Origin of the sequence: Candidimonas sp. SYP-B2681 (genome assembly GCF_003971065.1) — a bacterium.
Lineage (GTDB): Bacteria > Pseudomonadota > Gammaproteobacteria > Burkholderiales > Burkholderiaceae_B > Pollutimonas.
The window spans coordinates 37,058-54,811 of the sequence record NZ_RYDV01000005.1; the positions used below are offsets into that span (position 1 = coordinate 37,058).

A 17,754-nucleotide genomic window follows, 5' to 3' on the forward strand; every position below is an offset into this window, starting at 1 on the left:
GATACAAAAAGGCAGCAGGCCGTTTCAAAGCACGGACTGCTGCCGCAGATGGTGTAAAGAATGGACGATTGTAATGGTAAGCCTTACTATGGCGAAGTAATTTTTTCGAACACCTATATTACCAAAAGTTATAAATGGGCGTTTTCGCTACACCCGGTGGGCAACGGAAGCGCGGTGCGCGCGTTGCTGATGTATTAAGTCAACAATGGCATCATCCGGCTTATAGCCGTCGACCAGTTGGAAAAATAGCGTCCGGACTTTCGGATAGTCGTCTTCTCTGATGGCGCCGGCCAGTTCCGTAAGGGCAATTTTAAGCGTCTCCCAGTCCAGCTGACTTTCCTGTGCACGCATGATCATCGGGTGTTCCGTCGCCGTGACGTTGTCGCCGATGAGCAGTTCTTCGTAAAGCTTTTCTCCGGGACGTAGCCCGGTGAACTCAATGGCGATATCCCCATCCAGATTCCGTGCCGACCGCACGCTAAGACCTGAAAGCTGAACCATTTTTTCGGCCAACTGAGATATTTTCACCGGCTCACCCATATCCAGCACAAATACGTCCCCGCCCGAACCCATGGACCCTGCCTGGATAACCAGTTGCGCCGCTTCCGGTATGGTCATGAAGTACCGTGTAATGTCGGCGTGGGTCACCGTAACGGGACCACCTTTGCGTATCTGCTGGCGAAATAGCGGAATGACCGACCCGGATGAGCCCAGCACATTGCCGAATCGGACCATGGTGTAGCGCGTCCGGTTGGTTGTCGCCTGGTGTTCGTTTGGACCAAACAGATGTGGCATGGGCTCGCTGGACAGCGCTTGCAGAACCAGTTCAGCAAGACGCTTGGTGCTTCCCATGACGTTTGTGGGTCGAACCGCCTTGTCGGTAGAGATCAGCACGAAATTCTTCACCCCGGCCCGCATGGCGGCCTGTGCCGCATATAGGGTTCCGAAGGTGTTGTTGACAATGCCTTCGGCGATGTTGCGTTCCACCATAGGCACGTGTTTATAGGCGGCTGCGTGATAGACGGTGTCGACTTTCCACGAGTTCATGACGTCAAAAAGCCGGCTCTGATTGCGCACCGAACCAAGTATGGGAATAACGCGCATTGCGAGTCCGGCGTTACGTATGTGGCTTTCCAGCTCGGACTGAATGTTGTAGAGACCAAATTCCGAATGCTCGAAAAGAATGAGCGTTTGTGGGGCATTGCGTACAATTTGCCGGCACAGCTCGGAACCTATCGATCCACCGGCGCCTGTGACCATGACCACCTGATCCCGGATGCAGCGTTCAAATAGGTCAGGATGAGGTTGCACCGTGTCGCGCCCTAACAGGTCGTCAATATCGACTTCCCGCAGAGCTTCGACTTGCACCCGGCCGCTGGCCAGATCCATGAATCCCGGAATCGTGCGTATGGAGACGGGATAGGGCGTCAGCATGTCGATGATCTCGTTTCTGCGCGCGCGTGAGGCCGATGGAATGGCCAGCAGCACCTCATCCACTTCAGTGCCTCCCAGCAAATTATCGAGATCGTTCGGCGCATGTACAGGAAGCCCCGCCAGCAGGCGACCCGCCAGTTCCGGGTTATCGTCGATGAAGGCGACGGCTATCATTTCGCGGCCAATGCGCAAGGCATGGAGCAATTGGTTACCGGCTGCTCCCGCTCCATAGATAATCACGCGTGGACGCACGTCTTTTCGTTGGCCGCCTCGCAGTTCCGACGGCTTTGTCCTGAGACTGAGCCGGTCGCTGCTGAAATACTGCCTCATGACGACCCGCAGCCCGCCTATCAGCAACAGGCATAGCATCCAGTAAATGATCACGACTGAGCGCGGGATCACTGCGGGCGGCTTGCCATAGATGTAAATGGCAAGGGCCAGCAAAACGGTTGACGCGGTAACGGCCTTGGCAATCGTGGTAAACGCTTGATTGCCGAAGTAGCGCATAACGGCGCGGTAGAGCCCGAACTTCGCAAAGAGTGGTATTGAGAGTATCGGCGCCAGTACAAAGAGCCATGCATGGCCCTCTAAAGGTTCAACCTGCGACGCGTCGTCCAGCCGTATAAAGAACGCCAGCCATAAAGCGATCCAGATAAGGACGGCATCGGCGACAATCTGCAGCAGCCGTTTCTCATCGCGCGTCATGGCAAGAAGCCGAACACGCAGGTCCGGAAGATGGCGTTTGATCTCAGCGAACATCGCATTCACCGGTGACTGTTGCCAGTGACATGACCTCTTTGAGCACTTCGCATGTCTTTTCGATCTCGGCACTGTCGAGCGTTGGGTGCACCAGGAACATTAGCGCGGTCTCTCCAAGCTCTCGTGCAACCGGTAGTCGTGTCTGGGGGCGCCAGGTGCCGTGGTCGAATGCTTTTTCCAGGTAAACCTCGGAGCACGAACCTGAATAGCAGGGCACCCCACGAGAGGTGATCTCGTCTTGAATATGATCGCGAGTCCAGTCTTGTTCTAGCTGTGACGGATCGACGAACACATAGCATTTATAAGCGGCATGCTGAATGTCGGGTGACGGAACGGGCACGCGAAGACCAGGCAATTGGCTCGCGACGTCCCAAATGCGCTGCGCGTTATTAAGGCGGCTAAGCTGCCATTGCTGCATCCGTCGTAATTGAATACGGCCTATGACAGCTTGTGTCTCCATCATGCGCCAATTGGTGCCAAAGCTTTCATGCACCCATCGAAAGCCCGGAGGATGCTCGCGCTCGTACACGGCTTCCCAACTTTTTCCATGATCTTTGAACGACCACATCGCGGACCAAAGCCCATGATCACGGGTGGTGACCATGCCGCCTTCGCCGCCCGTCGTCATGATTTTGTCCTGGCAAAATGACCACGCCCCGATGTGACCGATAGATCCAACACTGCGCCCTTTGTATTGCGCTCCGTGCGCTTGAGCGCAGTCTTCGATTACGAACAGGCTATGTTCATCGGCCAGACTCATAATGGGGTCCATGTCGCAAGGCCAGCCGGCCAGATGGACGCAAATAATGGCACGCGTGCGATCCGTTAGCACTGGGCGTATGGTGTCGGCAGTGATATTTTGCGAATCGCGATCCACATCCGCAAAAACTGGCGTGGCGCCACAATTGATAATGCAAGAAACCGATGCAAGAAAAGTGCGTGGCGTCACCACCACTTCGTCGCCGGGACCGATACCCAATGCTTTTAACGCCAAATCAAGGGCCAGCGTTCCGTTGCTTACTGCTACGGCATAATCGCAACCGGCCCATTGCGCAAATTCTTTTTCGAACTGACGGCATTCCTGACCTGTCCAGTAGTTCACTTTATTTGAAAGAACGACATCACGAACGGCATTGGCCTCTTCATCAGTAAAAGAAGGCCAGCCGGAAAAGGCGGTATTCAGCATATTCTCACTTCCTTATAAGACGAGCGGCAGGGTTTCCCACGACGGTGGCTCCAGGAGGTACGCTGCGAGTGACGACGGCGCCCATTCCGACCACTGCGCCGCGTCCAATGACAAGCGGACAGTCCGGCTTACCTTGTTTGATCACGGCATCAGCCCCAATATAGGCATGGTCGTGTATATGAATATTGCCATTGCATTTCACCCCGGGCGCAAACGTGACGAAGTCGCCAATGACGCAGTCGTGTTCGACATAGCTATAAAGATTGGCGTGGAAATGGCGCCCGATGCGGATATTCGAAGTCAGGGTCACAAAAGGGCTGAGGGCTGCGCCTTCGCCCAGGGTGACGTCGTCCATGGTGATCACATTGGTTGCGCGTACTGACCAGGACAATACGCCATCGGTGGCGCACCGTTTGGCGAGCTTTTCGCGGATTGCGCCGTTGGCAATCGCCAGGATCGCATAACGCCGGTCTGCCTCACTTGCCATGAATTCGTCGTAGGTCAGTACTCTATGCCCATTGAGATGAGTTGCCGTGGGTGCATCGTCGATGAATACCAGCCTCTCGGGAGCGACTCCCAGTTTTTCGAGTTGGACTTTTGCCATAGGCATAATGCCGCGGCCGCAGCCGCTGGCGCCGTAAACTGCATATAGTGGACTGCTCATGCTTGGTGCCTCGTGTGTTCTGACGCTGCGCCCGGCTCAACGTTTGGCGATCCCGTAAACCGGGCCACCGTTGCTTCGCCTTCAGCGCTAACGTCATCGCGTAGTAAAACTTTCTTGATCGTCAACAATAAAATCCTCATATCAAGCCAAAAAGACTGATGTTCGACATACCAGACATCCAGCCGGAACTTGTCTTCCCAACTCAGCGCGTTGCGCCCGTTCACCTGTGCCCAGCCGGTTATTCCTGGACGCACGTCGTGGCGTCGGAATTGTTCAGGGCTGTATAACGGCAAGTACTCCATCAACAAGGGACGCGGCCCGACCAGGCTCATATCGCCCTTAAGCACGTTCCACAGTCCAGGCAATTCGTCCAGGCTCGTAGAGCGCAGAAGGGCGCCGAACGCAGTCAGGCGCTGCGCGTCCGGTAATGCCCGGCCATCCGCATCCCGCGCGTTTCGCATGCTGCGGAACTTGATCATTTCAAAGGCTTGACCGTGAAGTCCGGGCCGTACCTGGCGAAAGAGGACGGGCGAACCCAGCTTGCGTCGGACCTGCCACGCCACGACGCCCATAACCGGAGCGAGCAGCAACAGGGCAGATGCCGATACGGTGATATCGAGCATGCGCTTAATCATTCATTTCCTAATCTTTTGCCCGCAGGAATGCGGGCGGTGCTATTGATTGGCGGCAGATTCAACTGCGGCCGGTAATGCCCATCTCGCGCAACATGATGGCGTTGACTTTGTTCACGTCGTACCTGTCTTCCGCCACTTCGCGCGACTTCGCACCCATGCGCCTGGCCAAGGCAGGTTCGTTCAGGAATCGCTGCATTGCAGCGGCTAGGGCATCTACCGACCTGACTGGCACCAGGAACCCATTGGCGCCATCAATCACAGTCTCTCGGCAGCCCGGGGCATCGGTGGTGATTACTGCGCGGCCCATCGCCATGGCTTCCAGAACGGTCCGTGGCGTCCCTTCCCGGTAGGAAGGAAGCACGTAGACATTACATGCCGCGATGGCTGGCCGTACGTCGCTTAGACGGCCCCAGTAATTGACGGTGCCTTGTTCAATCCATGTATCGAGCTCGGCGGCGGTGATGGCGTCTGGGTTCTCGTCAATCCAGCCGACCAGACTGAACACGACGTCGGGGCGGCGAGTGCGGATGCGCGCAGCCGCCTGAGCATACTCGCGTACACCCTTGTCGCCCAACAGCCGGGCAATCAGAAGGAAATGGGGTTCAACAGGCAGTGCGGCCTGGGGATGTTCAGCGACATTCACGCCCGAGCCATTGACCACGCAGGAGCGCGTGTCCGGGCGGAGAATGCGCAATGTTCTGAATAACGCTTCGTCGTCCGGGTTCTGAAAAAACACCTTATGAACTTTGCGCAGCCCGAGCGAATAAAGGCCTTGGACTAACCAGCGCAGCAAGCGGCGGGAACTTTTTCCGTCATCTTGTCCTTGAAAAGCGTAGCCCAGACCGGTAATCAAGGCGAATCTGTGGGGAACTTGGGCAAGCCAGCCCGCCAAGGAACCATAGATTACCGGCTTGATGGTGTAGCCCAATACGAAGTCAGGCTTTATCTGTCGCATAAGCCGCCACAGATGCAGCGCGCATTTTAGGTCCGCCATGGGGCGCATGCCGGTGCGGCGCAGCGGGATATCGTGAACTTCAAGACCTTTGTCTTCCAGACGCCGGCGCATCGGGTCATCCGCAGGCAAATCAGGTGCCGCGATATGCACTTGCAGGCCTGCAGCCAGCAAGGCATCAATCAGTGGGCCGCGAAATTGCAGCAGCGAATCGGGGAATCCGGCGATCAGTAAGAACTTCATAATGTTTGCTCGACTGTGGCGGGGCTACGGGTTCGACGTCTGCGGGCGGCGGGACCGGAGCCCTGCCGCTGGCGCGATTTGCCCAGAACGGAAATGAAAAGTAGGATCAGCATGGGGGCGAACATCCATTTCTGCCTGACCGAGATCCCCAGGTTTGCCGTAGTCATGGCCAGGACCAGCCATGACAGCAGAGAATAGATCCACAGGAAGGTGCGATTGGTATCCGATACTTGCTTGTTTCGCTTCAGCATTTTGAAGCTGCCAGCCACGATCAGGAACAGCAGGAGAAGATTGTCAGCCGATGCTGCTAAAGCGAATATGCTTCCAGCTTCGAACGGAAGCGGCCTGAATAGATAGCTGTACAGCTGCATGGGCAGACTCATCGAGGAAATGTCGATGCTGCTGCCACCTTGTGTGTTGACCGACTGCCGTTGTTCGACATAGCTCGCCAAATCTTCAGCACCCGCTCCCTCGCCCACACCGGCGTAGTTCAAGGCAAAGGGAATCATGGCGGCGGTTGCCGCTAGCGCCACGCCTCCTAGCAGCATGCGCTGCGGCAGCGGTATGCTTTTCTGAAACACGAGCGAGCCAGTCAGTGCAATCACCATAATTCCGGCTATGTGAGGTCGCACCAGTAACATAATCCCTACCGCGGCGACCATCAACAGGGCTCTGCGCTTCAGGTTCATGGCCGACCACAGCGCAAGTCCCGTTGCCATGAAAGCCAGCGAATCTTTTCCTAACGCGCTGGTCCAGAAACTGATTGAAGGCAGGAAAACAATCAAGGTGGCGAAGCGGCGTACTAACGCGGACTTGTCAACGGTGGTGGCCCGCAGGCTGGCGTCGAAGGCCAGCAAGCCAATACTGCCAAAGATGTTGAATAGCAGGCAGGCGCCGAGGAACGACAGGTTCAACCCCGTGACAAAAAGCGTGGCAATGCTTACCACGGCGCCGGTGCCAACCGACAGCATGAACTCGCCGTTCATGGCCTTGATGTAATACACCAATGCATCGGCGCCATTGGTGATGGCGTACACGGCATAGACAACGCAAAACAACGAATGCCACATGTAAAGGAGCAAGGTTCTCCGTTGTGGCAGTTGCAGGCGCTTGCCTATCGACAGGGTAATAAACAGGCCTGCCAAAAATACCAGCAAGGCGCTGGCTAAATGGATGGGCGTGTCGGTCAGTGCCAGTTCCATCAGTTTCTTTGCAGTGCGGCCGGGCTCATCGATTCGGGCGTCAGCATGTTTTTAACGATACGAAATTTGCCGCTTTTCTCGCGTGGAATTTCTTGCACAAGATGAAGGTGAACGGCAACAGACTTACCCAGCCTCAGGGTCATGGCGTCCAGAAAGTGTTGTTGCTGGTCGGCAGTGAACTGGTCATTGGCGACAACCGAGATGCTCACTGAGTCGGCTTCACTCTGTGTCACCTGGAAGCACACAATGCCCGCGACGTCTTTGGTGCAATTGCTGATGTTGCCCAAGTTCACTTTGCCGTTTTCCGGCGACCAGATGAAGTCCGAAGTCCGTCCATCGATGTATTCGACTACCGGAAAACTTGAACCGCAGGCACATTTGAACGATGGCGGCGCCAGCTTTATCCGGTCGCCGATGCGGTAGCGAATAAGAGGCGTGCCAGTGGTTGTGAATGCGGTCACCAGGATTTCTCCTTCCTCGGCCGCTTGCAGGTTCTCGTCGACGACCTCGAATACACCGGTCAAGGGGTGAATGTGCAGCGAACCGCTGGGGCACTGCAGAATGAATGGTGCGCCCTCGGATGCGGCATACTGGTCGATGACCTGACAGCCCAATACGCGGGAAATAGTTTCCCGGTATTTTGGCAGCACGGTTTCTGCGGTTGGAAAGAAAGCGGTAACCGAACCGTCGTATTTCAGATTTCGCTCTTCGGCCATGGTGCACAGGTCATAGACACTGGACGGAAAGCCGACAAGGTATTCAGGTTTGAATTGGCAGAATGCCTGCCAATAGGCATCGAAATTTTGCTGACTAATATGAAAAGTTGAAAAGAAGCGGATCTTGTTGATGTAGTCGTCACGATATACGTCACCCCGCAGTAAATCCTTGGGGCGCACGAGGCTTTTGCCACTGAACCATGCCACCTTCTTTCCCAGGCTGTAGCCGTACCTGGCACGAAAGTGGTCCTTCAACGCAAAGCGCTCTTGCATGTCGTGTGGTGCGTATATGACTTTCATGGAGGCGCCGGTAGTGCCGCCGGTCAGGCTGACAATTCCATCCTTTTCTTCCATCGTGCGAATGGAATCCATATTCGCAAGCAGTTGCGTTTTCTCCAGGATAGGAAATTCATGCAACGACTTCCCTTGATGGTTTCCATACCACCGAGATTGCTGTGTAGCGGCCCGCAGGAATTCATGCAGCCGCCTGTCGGCCTCGCATGCTACGTCCGGCGCTGCTGCTGTTTCGAAACGGCGATAGTAGTCTCGGTAAGCCTTGTAGCGACCCTTGTGCCGCTGACTGTAAAGGAAGGTGTTGTAAAGGCTGATGCCAACGTTTTGCACCACGATGGGTGCGTACTTAAGAATAAAATCTTTCAAAGCCATTTTTCACCAGAAATCAGATTGACAAGCGGCCGTCAAATTTGCGGTCGCCGGTAAAGCATTTCGAATTGGTCGACGGCATGCCTAAGGGTAAAAAACTGTTCTATGCGCCGCCTCGACTGTTGACCTCTTTCTTTCCTTTGCAACGGTTCCTCCTGTGCCATCCGGGTCATGGCGTCCGCCAGCCGTTCAGTTGAATCAGCCGGAACGATCAGGCCTGTTTCGCCCAGTAATACGTTGGCGTCGCCCACATCGGTTGTGACGCAGGGCAAACCAATGCACATGGCTTCACCCAGAACGTTGGGAAATCCTTCGGTTCGGGAATGCAGGCAGAAGATATCCATGGCGCTCATGCATGCCGCGACATCGGCGCGTTCGCCAAGCAAAGAAAATCGTTCCGGAAAACCAGTGGCGTCCATCAGCGTTACAAGGGCCTGGTTCTCCATCGTCAGGTCGCGGCCAACAAGCAGGAATCGCAGCCTTGCGTCTGTACGGCCCGCCATGCCTGCCGCGCGAATAAAGCTTGCATGGTCCTTGGCAGCGCTATACCGGCCCACGGATCCGATGACAACATCGTCGCTCGCGAAGCCCTGCTGGTTGCGCAGGGTTAGCCGTGCTGACTCGGAATGCCGGAATTGTTCAGGGTCGTAGCCGTTATGAATTACCTGCATGCGGGACGGGTCATAGCCCGCTGCGGCGTGGACGGCGCGCGCCGATTCGGCCACGCAAACAATGCGCCGTGGAATGGCATGAGAACCCCAGGCGCATATTTTTCGGATCAGTCGCTTCAGGCGCGTTCCGCCGGACTCGAAGTGGGAATTTCGTATACCCCACAGAATGTTTTGAATGCCCAAGCGCCGGCCCGCCAGGCCTCCTAACAGGTCGGCGTAATACATCCAGCATTGCAAGACGTCGGGTCTATCATTCCGAAGGGCGGCGAGCAGCCGGAAATACACCTTAGGCGCATCGCGTACGCTGCGCATATTCAAGGCGCTAACGGGCACGCCCATCTTTTCCAGCCTGGGGCCCAACACGCCTTTTCCGGTCAGCGATATCACCCGATGTTCGAATTCGGGGCAGGCGTTGTGGGCTTCTACAAGGCGATACAAGAAGCGTTCGGCGCCACCTACATCCAAGCCGACGATCACGTGCGCGATTTTTATACGATGCTTGCTAGTCATTTACGTTTGTCTTTCCAACCACGCCTGGAACATCAACAAGGACCACAGCCTGGCGGAAAAATCATGCTTACCTTCCAAATGAAGTCGCCATGCCTGACGAATGGGCGCGGGATAAAAATAGCCTTCCTGTCGGATTCGACGTTCGTCCAGCAGTGCCTCTGCCCAGTCGCGCAAAGGGCCGCGTAGCCAAGCAGCCAATGGCACCGAAAAACCTTTCTTTGGCCGTTCAATAAGCTCGCGCGGAACGTGCCGGTACAGCACTTCGCGCAACAGCCACTTTCCTTTTCCCTCGCGGATTTTCATGGCTAGTGGCATGCGCCATGCAAGCTCCACAAACCGGTGGTCCAACATGGGCACACGAACTTCAAGGCTATTTGCCATCGCAGCCCTGTCGACCTTGGGCAGAATGTCATCGGCCATATATGACTGAGTTCCGACAGCCATCATCCAGTGTTCGAAACTGTCGGTATGCGGCCACGCCTCGGGCGTGTTGAGCAGTGTTGCGGGCTCGTGGGAACCAATCAGGAGGTGCTCAGGCCGACCCCAATGGCTGCTAAGCCGGCGATAGAGTTCTTCCGGGCCGCCCGAAGACATTAGCCCCGCCAGCTTGTGGAGCTTTTCGCCATTGAGTGAGCGTCCGGTCTTGCCGGGTATCAGTGGGCTTAGCGTTTTCAGAATGCTGTCCCACGAAGTGGCCGACACGCCTTCGAGACCCCCAGCGACCATGTTCCGCAGTGGCGCGGGTAGCCGGCTTATCTTGCGCCAAAGCGCCGGGGCAAATTGATGGGTGTTATATCCGCCGAACAACTCATCGCCGGCATCGCCGCTGAGGGCAACGGAGACGTGCTGCTTGGCTAATTCGCAGACGAGAAACGTAGGTATCTGCGAGCTATCGGCAAAGGGCTCGTCATAGATGTCGGGCAAGCGCGGAATCACAGCTAGCGCGTCTTCGGCGCGCACATACAGTTCAGTATGCTCGGTTCCTATATGCTGCGCGATCGCCCGGGCGTGATTCGCTTCGTTATAACGTTCGTCGTCAAATCCGATCGTGAAACTGCGTACGGGTCGCTGACTCTGTGTTTGCATGAGGGCGACGATGACACTGCTGTCGATCCCGCCGCTCAAGAACGCACCCAGGGGAACGTCGGCGAGCATTTGCGCGCCTATGCTACTGCTCAGCTGCTGCTCAATCGCATCGCTTGCTTCCTTTTCCGAGCCGGCAAAGGGATTGGCCAGGCCGGCGTGGATCGCGTCATTCATTTTCCAATAGGCGCGCGGCTCGGCAAGACGCGCCGACACCGGGTCGCGAAGTTGAATATTGATGTAGTGACCGGCACCGAGCTTTTGTATGCCCTGATAGATGCTATGTGGTGCGCCGATATAGCCATGACGCAAAAGCAGGGCGATGGCATTGCGATCTATCGTGGGCCGAAAATCGGGATGCGCTTTGAGCGCCTTGAGCTCCGATCCGAACAGCAACATATGGCCTTGCCAGCCCCAATACAGAGGCTTCTCGCCAAGACGGTCCCGCGCTAGCGTCAAGACTCTGGATTCACGGTCCCAAAGGGCAATGGCAAACATTCCCGTTGTGGCCTGCAGTGTCGCCTCGACTCCCCAGGCGGCAAAGCAGGCCAGTAGCGTCTCGGTGTCTGCATGGCCGCGCCAGTTGATTTGCAAGCCTTCGTCGCTTAAGCGCTGACGCAATTCGGGATGGTTGTAAATTTCCCCATTGAATGCAATGACGTAGCGGCCACAAGCCGAATGCATGGGCTGATGACCGGCAGGCGACAAATCGAGAATCGACAGGCGCCGGTGGGCCAGTGTCAGTCCTGCAGCATGGTCGCACCATACGCCCGAGTCGTCAGGACCTCGGTAAGCAATGGCATCCGCCATCCCGAGACCAATCTCGGCGCTCGTAGTAGTGCTAGCAGGTGAAAAGAAGCCTGTCAGGCCACACATAAAAATCCTTGAATAGAAGTATCAGACAAAACGTGATCGTTCCGGGTCCAATACGTTCAGATAGCCGTCGATCGCGTGGTCGACGCTGAAGGCGTCTGCCCTTTTCTTGACATCTGGCGGGGTTTTGTCGGCTAAGGTTTGCCTGATGGCGTCGGCCAATGCGATGGCATCACCGACCGGAGCCAGACGGCCCCATTTGCCTTGTTCGAGTATTTCGTCCGGACCACTAGGGCAGTGCGTGCTGACCACCGGCGTGCCGCAAGCCATGGCTTCGACCAGCACGTTGCCAAAACCTTCCCAGCGGGACGACAACACGAAGACCGATGCGCCGCGCATCCAGTTGTAAGGATTGCCTTGGAAACCCGCCAGCAGTATGTCGTCTTTGAATTCGGAGGCGTCTTTATGCGATTCCACGAATGGCCGCTCGCCGCCTTCGCCCAGTATCACCAGCCTGGCGTTAGTCGACCGCCGCAGATGGCCAAACGCCTTTATCAACGTGGGAAAGTCTTTCTCTTTGCTCAGGCGCCCGACGCCGATAATCACGGGTGGTTCACCGCTGGCAAACCAGGGGTGATTCAAAGGGTCCAGGCTTTTGAGCGCGAGTTCGACCGTTTCTATAGGGTTATGACGGGTCTCGACTGCGGTTCGGGAATAGCCCAGCGTTCGGCTCAAATCGTCGGCCACACCGTCGGAAACCGCTACGATGGCGTCCGCCCGGGAATACGACACTTTCATCAGCCACGGCAATACTTTCGACACCATTCCTTTCGTGTCGGCCACGGCTTGCGACAGATTGGCGTGTTCCGACAACACCAGGCGTGTGGGGCTTGCGGAAACAAAACGAGCCCATACCGCGACCACATTGACATAATTCATCGCTGAAAGCATGGCGGCTGGCTTTTCTCGCCTAAGGTAGTTCGCCAGGGAGAACAAACTGGTCAAGGCGCGCTTTCCCTTCAGGTCCACCACACGCACTTCGGGGGCGACCTCGGCGCGATAAACGCCGATATCCCTTACCAGAACGAGATCGACATTGATGCCGCGCCTTGCAAAACCGTTTGCCAATGAAACCATGACACGTTCTGCACCGCCGCCATTCAGCGATGGAATAAATAGCGCGAGTCTGCCTGAGGGCTTTTCGTTTACGTCTTGCATTTGCCTATTCACGCCGGCATTGCGGCGTTGACAGTGAACAGAAAGTCTTTCTGAAGGCTTGCCCTGATTGGATCGATGTGGGCAGGTGTTTCAAGCAACAGCATCGCGCCTATGTCCTGCGCCGAGCATTGCGGGAATTGCGCTAAGGAAACGCAGGAGTCGCGCTTGCCGCAGTACGTGAACATGTGGAGCACCTTGGGATCCCATTCGAAACCAACCACTGGAACTTGCAGCGCCATGGCGGTGACAGCGGCATGCATGCGGTACGCCGCAAGCGCGCGATAGCTGCCTATCTTGTTCATCAAATCGACGGGGCTTTTGATGGCGGTGCAGACGGATACACCGGGATATTGGTGTTTCAGGCTTTCCCACAGTTCGTGTGCGAACTCATTATCAAGATCCGATCCGTTCGATAGCAGTTCAATCTTTTCGGCGCCGACCTTTGCGGCAAGCGACTCAACAACCCCAGCCCACCACCGCAAGGCATAGTCCTTGTCTGACATGGGATGTTCCGGGATAAGTGTTTTCAGTATGGACGGAGCAATGACGCCCAATCCCACCGTACCGCTGGAGCCAGCGGGAGTGTTGGCCCTATCCAGGTAAAGCGCACTGTCGAAACTGGAATAGACCTTATCAGCATAGGGCTTACCGACGGTGGATTTGACCAAAGCGCATGAATGGTCGTCGCGGCACATCACGCTGGTGACCGCGGGCGACTTGAGAATCCGGGCGACGATCTTCCTGGCAAGCCAACTGTATTTCTTTCCCGCGCCGACCGAAAAAAGCTTTACAGGAACGGCGTTGCGTTCGCACTGCTGAACGATGCGCAATATCAGCAAAGGAAAATTAAGAAAGTTATCCATTAACAAGTTGCCGCCGCCTATCACTACCTGAGCGTAGTGCTCGGTCTTGTAGCTGGCGGCTATCTTCTTGTATCGCGTGAAGTAAAACAGGATAGAGACCAGGTAGTTGACGGCACTCGATTGCAGTAATCGAGTTTTCAACATGTTCTTCTTCGGTTTGGCATGGGACAGTGTGAAGCTGGTTTCGCCTATGGGATTGCCGAAGAAATCCTTGAAATCGGCCTCTACGTCGTTATCGCGACACAAGTTTTCAATGGCCAGCTTGATGATTCCGTCGCCTACGTTCTTGGAGGAATACTCCCCGGCAAATAGCGTTTTACCCATTATTAAATCCATTCCACACTTCGTTCAGTTCCATTAGTTCGGTCCCCGCTGGGGGTGTTCATCAGGCACGAGTCTTAGCCGCTTTCGTCCGCAAGTGGCCAGACAACAGGGCGAGTAGTTTGTTCTTCATAAGCACGTAGGCCTCGATCCTGGCGAAGTGGCAGATCACAAAATAAAGGACGAAAAATGCCATTCCGCCAAGCAATGCGGACCATAGGGCCGATACGTCGACCGCACCCAAAAGTAGTGCAGTCGTCGCGACAGCCGCCGCAGACGCCGCCACCGGTTTCAAAATATCGATCGTTTGCTCCGAGAGGCGATAGTCGATCAATGCCGTTGAGTAATACATATAGGGCAATGACGACAGCACGACGGCGATGATCTGGCCAATCAGGATGCCGACGATGCCATAAGGAACGGATGCCGCGAGCAGAACAAGATGAAGCGCTTTTTTGACAAGACCGAGGTATAAGATCAAGTCGGTACGGCCTTTGACTTTAAGCATATTGAAATTGACAGCCTGTATCGGAAACAGGATTCCCGCCATACATAGCAGTTGCAGGTAGGGCACTGCCGGCAGCCAACGCTCGTTGAAGGCTATCTGGAACAGCGGTTCTGCCAGTAGGGAAACAATCAACAGGCTCGGGGTGATTACAAAGAACAGCAGCTGAATAATCACTCGGTACATTTTCTTCAGGCCTGCGTTTTCGTCCTGAATTTGTGCCATGGCCGGATACGTTGCCTGCTGCACCGCGCTATTGGCCTGGTCGACAATCAGATCGCGAATCCGCTTGGCAAAGTAGTACAGCCCGGTGACCTCTGGGGTAAACAACTTGCCGATGACAAGAATGTATGAATTCTCGTACAAGACATTCAACGTGCTTTCCAGAGTGAGTCGTGAACCGAAACCAAACATGGTTTTGAACGAGGCAACACTGAATGAAAGGCTAGGACGCCACGTGCTGGAGAGCCACAGCATGCCGGTCGATACCACCGCCGATACCATGAATTGCGCGACCAGGCTCCAGACCCCGAAACCGGCATAGGCCATCGACACTGCTACGATTCCTGCGGCGACCGTCGCTATCGAATTGACTCGCATCAAGGACTTGAAGTCCATATTGCGATTCAATAATGCCTGTTGCACGACTTTTAACGAGTTGATGAAAAGGACCACGCCGGTAACTCGAATCAACTGCGTCAGTTCAGGCTGCTCGTAGAACTCCGCTGCCCAGGGTGCCACCAGGTAAATCAGCAGGTAAGTAATAACGCTGAAGGCCAGGTTGGTAAAGAACGCCGTTGAGAGGTCGATGGGTTCAAGTTGTTTTTGCCGGATGATCGCTTGCCCGAACCCCGATGTCATCAAGGCGTCGGCCAGCGCGTAGCATATGGCAATCATCGCCATAAGCCCGAACGCATCCGGCGCCAGGAACCTGGCCAGGAATAAGGTAAAAATCACGGACGCACCGCGGCTGACGAACATATTGGCTATGTTCCAGACAATACCTATTCCGATTTTCCTGTTAAGACTGCTCACTGTCAGGACTTCTCGGCTTCGTATTCATAGTTGGTGTACTTGTAATTTCCATATTTCGAGCCATAGCGCCGAGTCGAAGCGGCGAGGCCGTTGAAAATAACGCCCTTTACCCGGGTGCCTGCCTGGAGCAGGCGCTTGGACGATTCTTCGATCTCGCCCAAGGTGCTGACTTCAGCCCTTGCAAGCAAGAACACCGTGCCGGCCAGACCTGCAAGTGCAATGGCGTCTGAAACGGCCAGTACCGGACTGGTGTCGAAAAGCACAACGTCGTAGCCGGCAGACATCTCGCGCAGCACGCTGGCCGTTGTAGGCGACATCAGCAACTCTGCGGGATTGGGCGGCAGCACGCCGGTGGTGATCAAATCCACATTTGGCACGACATTCTTATGTATGACCTGTTCTAGAGAACGTCCCCCAGCGATAAGTTCGCTCAGGCCATTGTTGCGATCCAGCCCGAAGTACTGGTTGATATAGCCCTTGCGCAGGTCGGCATCCACCAGCAGAACCCGCTTGCCCCCCGCGCCAACCACGGTGGCGAAGTTCACACTCGTAAACGATTTGCCGATACCCGGAGTCGGCCCCGTGAACAGCACGACATTGTTTGTGGCGTCCAGCATGGCGAACTGCATTGCTGTCCTCAAGCTGCGCAAGCTTTCTACAGCTGGGTCACGGGGCGAGATTGCAGCCAGTACATGTGTGCCGGCCACGCGATTCGATATCATTCCATGCAACGCGGTCTGCGGCTCGGAATGCGGTACGGTAGCGAACACATGCAACCCCAACGTCGATTCAATGTCGGCAGGGTCTTTGATGCCGGGACGCATCATGTTGCGCGCCAGGGCCACGCCGACGCCTATTGCAAGGCCGAAAAGCGCCGCTATGGCAAGGATCATCGCGCGATCCGGTTTGATCGGGGTTTCTGGCGCTACGGCGGTATCAACGACGCGCACATTGCCAACTTTGCCTTCCTTGACGAGCCTGAGTTGTTGTGCGCTGTTCAGCAGGTTCACGTAAAGCTCGCCATTAACCTTGACGTCGCGCATCAGGTTCAGCAATTGCTGCTCCATATCGGGCAGTTTCTTTATTTGGCCGGACAACTGTGAGATTTGTCGCTTCAACGCGCGAATCTGCTCGTCGATCAATTTGACGTTGGGATGTTCGTCCGTAAACTGCGAGCTTAGCTCTCGCCGCTTTTGTTCCAAGTCGAACAGCTGGGTTTCCAGGCCGACCGAAGTGTTTAACGACAGCGAGCCTTCTGTGCCCAAGTCGAATGTTCCATGGGCGTCGCGAAACTGCGTATATTTATCTGCCGCTTCATCCATTTTTCGTTTCAGTTCGGGCAAAAAATCGTCCAGAAAGGCGAGCGACTTTTCGGCCTCTGCGGCTTTGCGATCAATGTTCTGTTGTACGTACGCGGACCCAACTGCATTCAGAGTCCGGGTGATTTTGGCTGGATTCGTACCGGCAAGCGTTATGGACAACACTCCGGACTGCTTGCCTTTTTCCGTAATAACCAACCCGTTCTGGAGACCTTTGATCATAGCCAGGCGCGAGCGGCGCACCACGGTGAACTCAGCGCCAGGCTTGCCGTCCAATTTGTTGATCAGAATCTTGCCCGGTTCGCCGTCCACATCGAAGTTGCTGGCGATGCCAACTTTGCCTTCGGTAAGTTTGCGACCCTCGGCATCTTGCAGTTCATATCCTTCAGCGGTGACCAGTACGGCAAGATTCTGGCCCTCCAGTTGTGGGGGAACGTCCAGCATACCCAGACGTATTGATTCGGTGCCCGACACGTATCGGCCGAAGCCCAGAAAACCTGGATCCGACAGTTCGGTGGCCCGTGCAGCCAGCCAGGGGCCGATGAAGGGCAGGTAATTCGGAGTTGCGCTGAGGTATAGCTGCAGATTGTCGACCGCATGTCCGACCACCAGCCGCGATCGCAGTATCTCGATCTCGGCGGATGCAGACGATTGCACGTCGAACAGGGTGGACATTTCGCTTAACAGATTGCTGGTGGTGCCCTGGCTTTGTTCTACCTGAATCAAGCTGTCGGCCTGATACACGGGTTGGCTAAGAAAGGCGTAAATGCCGCCCAGTAGCGTTGTGACGAGCGCTATGGCAGCGATTAACCAGCGAGCCTCGAGGACCACATCCAGCAAGCCCAGGAAATTGATGTCGTCGTTGTCCCGGAGCTCGGAGAGGCTGGGTGGGTTGTTGTCGTTAGGTGTAGTCATTCGCTTGAGGATGGGCAGCTTGATGTTGGCGCACTCATATGTGTGCC

The 17,754-nt window shown here is 55.6% G+C and carries 13 protein-coding genes; all 13 read right to left on the reverse strand.

Features of this window, described 5'->3' with window-relative positions:
* Positions 1–147: 147 nt before the first annotated feature.
* The 13 genes from EKL30_RS11430 to EKL30_RS11490 all read right to left on the reverse strand — a co-directional run bounded on the left by EKL30_RS11430 (position 148) and on the right by EKL30_RS11490 (position 17,707).
* Positions 148–2,193 (reverse strand): nucleoside-diphosphate sugar epimerase/dehydratase, encoded by a 2,046-nt coding sequence (locus EKL30_RS11430; protein WP_126707370.1) that lies wholly within the window; start codon positions 2,191–2,193, stop codon positions 148–150.
* Positions 2,183–3,379, reverse strand: coding sequence for a DegT/DnrJ/EryC1/StrS aminotransferase family protein (locus tag EKL30_RS11435; protein ID WP_126707371.1), 1,197 nt, complete (start codon positions 3,377–3,379; stop codon positions 2,183–2,185). Before EKL30_RS11435 ends, EKL30_RS11430 begins: the two co-directional genes overlap by 11 nt.
* A gap of 4 nt (positions 3,380–3,383) precedes the next feature.
* Positions 3,384–4,043: an acetyltransferase gene (locus EKL30_RS11440; RefSeq protein ID WP_126707372.1), complete on the reverse strand. Its 660-nt coding sequence runs from the start codon at positions 4,041–4,043 to the stop codon at positions 3,384–3,386.
* Positions 4,040–4,678, reverse strand: a complete 639-nt coding sequence (locus EKL30_RS11445) for a sugar transferase (protein ID WP_126707373.1) — start codon at positions 4,676–4,678, stop codon at positions 4,040–4,042. The genes EKL30_RS11440 and EKL30_RS11445 overlap by 4 nt, the downstream gene beginning before the upstream one ends.
* A 58-nt stretch (positions 4,679–4,736) precedes the next feature.
* Complete coding sequence (locus EKL30_RS11450) at positions 4,737–5,873, reverse strand: glycosyltransferase family 4 protein (protein WP_126707374.1); 1,137 nt, start codon at positions 5,871–5,873, stop codon at positions 4,737–4,739.
* Positions 5,870–7,075 carry a hypothetical protein gene (locus EKL30_RS11455; protein WP_199748548.1) on the reverse strand — a complete coding sequence of 402 codons (1,206 nt, stop codon included), beginning with the start codon at positions 7,073–7,075 and terminating at the stop codon, positions 5,870–5,872. Before EKL30_RS11455 ends, EKL30_RS11450 begins: the two co-directional genes overlap by 4 nt.
* Positions 7,075–8,457, reverse strand: coding sequence for a phenylacetate--CoA ligase family protein (locus EKL30_RS11460; RefSeq protein ID WP_126707375.1), 1,383 nt, complete (start codon positions 8,455–8,457; stop codon positions 7,075–7,077). The genes EKL30_RS11455 and EKL30_RS11460 overlap by 1 nt, the downstream gene beginning before the upstream one ends.
* A gap of 32 nt (positions 8,458–8,489) precedes the next feature.
* A complete protein-coding gene (locus tag EKL30_RS11465) occupies positions 8,490–9,635 on the reverse strand; it encodes a glycosyltransferase (RefSeq protein WP_126707376.1) in 1,146 nt (381 codons plus the stop codon).
* Positions 9,636–11,594 (reverse strand): asparagine synthase (glutamine-hydrolyzing), encoded by a 1,959-nt coding sequence (gene asnB, locus EKL30_RS11470; protein WP_126707377.1) that lies wholly within the window; start codon positions 11,592–11,594, stop codon positions 9,636–9,638.
* Positions 11,595–11,615: 21 nt separating this feature from the next.
* Positions 11,616–12,749 carry a glycosyltransferase gene (locus EKL30_RS11475; RefSeq protein ID WP_126707378.1) on the reverse strand — a complete coding sequence of 378 codons (1,134 nt, stop codon included), beginning with the start codon at positions 12,747–12,749 and terminating at the stop codon, positions 11,616–11,618.
* 8 nt (positions 12,750–12,757) lie between these two features.
* Positions 12,758–13,936, reverse strand: coding sequence for a polysaccharide pyruvyl transferase family protein (locus EKL30_RS11480; RefSeq protein ID WP_126707379.1), 1,179 nt, complete (start codon positions 13,934–13,936; stop codon positions 12,758–12,760).
* 61 nt (positions 13,937–13,997) lie between these two features.
* Positions 13,998–15,473 (reverse strand): lipopolysaccharide biosynthesis protein, encoded by a 1,476-nt coding sequence (locus EKL30_RS11485; protein ID WP_126707380.1) that lies wholly within the window; start codon positions 15,471–15,473, stop codon positions 13,998–14,000.
* Positions 15,474–15,475: 2 nt separating this feature from the next.
* Complete coding sequence (locus EKL30_RS11490) at positions 15,476–17,707, reverse strand: polysaccharide biosynthesis tyrosine autokinase (RefSeq protein WP_126707381.1); 2,232 nt, start codon at positions 17,705–17,707, stop codon at positions 15,476–15,478.
* Positions 17,708–17,754: the final 47 nt, after the last annotated feature.